At 35.2% G+C, this 2130-nt stretch carries 2 protein-coding genes; both read left to right on the top strand.

What is annotated here, in order from left to right:
• Positions 1-179 precede the first annotated feature (179 nt).
• Positions 180-1391, top strand: coding sequence for a cysteine peptidase family C39 domain-containing protein (locus tag F6K13_RS30010; protein WP_287289405.1), 1212 nt, complete (start codon positions 180-182; stop codon positions 1389-1391).
• On the top strand, positions 1340-2130 hold a 791-nt coding region (locus F6K13_RS30005), incomplete at its 3' end, for an ABC transporter transmembrane domain-containing protein (RefSeq protein ID WP_353735738.1). The genes F6K13_RS30010 and F6K13_RS30005, both read left to right, overlap by 52 nt.

Below are 2130 nucleotides of genomic sequence, written 5' to 3'. Positions count from 1 at the left end.
TAAAAATGTGCTCCTTTTTCAGCTCTTCATGCTCAAAAAGGAGCACATTTTTAGCAAGAGTTGGGCAAAAAAATTCTCCCCCACTCCCCTACTTCCCCACTCCTTAAAAAAGACTTTTTCAGCAAACCCTATTTATTCTTTTAGGGCGAGATTCTGTCTTCATAATAAGCAATCAACAAATGAGAGTCAAAACTAAGCCTTTTTTACAAAGAGAAGCTACTGAATGTGGTGCTGCTTCTTTGGGTATTATTCTGAAATATTATGGACGTGAAGTTCCTTTAATGGAGTTGCGCAATAAATGTGGTGTGAGTCGAGATGGTACTAATGCCGCGCAAATTGTTAGAACGGCAAGGGAATATGGTTTGGAAGCTAAGGGTGGCAAAAGTACTGTTGAATTCTTAGAAAATACCGATCTACCTGTGATTATTTTTTGGAAGTTTAATCATTTTTTGGTAGTAGAAGGTTTTGATAAAAGGTTTGCTTATCTGAACGATCCGGCATTGGGTAGGCGCAAGGTTAGTAAGGAGGAATTTGCGAATTCTTATAGTGGTATTGTTTTGCGGATGGAACCGGGTGAAGAGTTTGTTAAAGGAAGCAATAAAAGAAATTTCATTGCTTATTTAGCTGTTCGTTTGCAAAATTCTAAAAATGCTCTTATTTTTACTTTTATCGCTGGTTTTTTCCTCAGTTTAATTCGCTTAGTTATTCCGGCTTTTAGTTTGGTTTTTGTTGACCAAATTTTAGTGGAGGGTTTGCAAGATTGGCTCCGCCCTTTACTTGTAGGAATGGCTGTAACAACGATTCTACAATTTACTATTGCTAGGATGCAATATATTTTCTTGCGGAAGTTAATTATTAAACTTTCTATTACTATGAATAGTCAGTTTATGTGGCATCTGTTGCGGTTGCCGATGAAATTTTATGCTCAAAGGTTTGCTGGAGATATTAGTTCTCGTGCTGCTTTGAATGACCAAACTGTACAATTATTGAGTAGTGTTGCTAGTACCTTGATTGATGCGATAATGTTGGTTTTTTATGCAGTTTTGATGAGTTTTTATAATGGAGTTTTAGCGGGTATTACTATAGTTTTTGGTTTGATTAATGTAGCAGCATTATATTGGCTCCGACAATTTCGGATTGAAGCAACTTTGACTCAATACCGAATGATTTTTCTTTGCCATCTTTTGCCGAATCTGAACATCCTAATTTTTCCCAAATTGTTTCAATTAACAATAACTTTTGCAATTATCTCCACCAAGTTATTTTGGCAGAAGAACAAACAGAAATATTCAACTCTCAACAACTCAAAACCTATAATCAACACAGTAAAGCAGAAACTATGCAAAATTTTGTTTCTGTCTTATACAATCAAACAACAACTAACACCATAACCTCCAACTTTAACGACTTATTATTAATAGCAGTCGGAGCAATAGGTCGCGCTAGTCAGATAGAAATTAAAGCACCATCTACACAGACAAAAAATTTCCCAAATACCCCCCCAGAAAAAAAATCTCCTGCTGATTATCAAAGAGATTTACAAGATATTGTTAAAGCTTCCCGATGTCGAATAAGGACAGTAAAATTAAGAGATAAATGGTGGCAAAAAAATTCTGGTGTATTGTTAGGTTGGCTCGAATCAGAAAATATACCCGTTGCTTTATTACCCCACAAAAATAAATACCTCCTCTATAACCCCAAAACTCAAACTTCTATTCCTATAAATCAAAAAGTTGCTGCTACTTTATCATCCACAGCATTTACTTTTTATCGACCCTTCCCTTTCCAGATAAAAAATGTTTGGGATATCTCTTTATTCGCCATCAAAAGTTATGAATGGGATGGAATAAAACTAATGATTTTAGGCACAATAATTAGTCTGATGGGTATGATTACTCCTCAAGCCAGTGCCATTATTGTTAATAATGCTATTCCTGATAGTGACAAATTATTGTTATGGCAAATAGCAATAGGTTTATTTGCAGTTACTATCGGAAAATCCTTATTTAGTTTGCTCCAAGGAATCATGTCTATCAAAGTTTCTCAGGGGATACAAATTAATTTACAATCAGGAATTTATGACCGCCTCTTTCGGCTAAATCCGAATTTCTTCCGAGAATTTAGTTTAGG

This window comes from Okeania sp. SIO2B9 (assembly GCF_010672505.1).
GTDB classification, from domain to species: Bacteria; Cyanobacteriota; Cyanobacteriia; order Cyanobacteriales; family Microcoleaceae; genus Okeania; species Okeania hirsuta.
The sequence above is the reverse complement of the archived record's forward strand: the minus strand, read 5'-3'. Positions and strand labels throughout refer to the sequence as shown.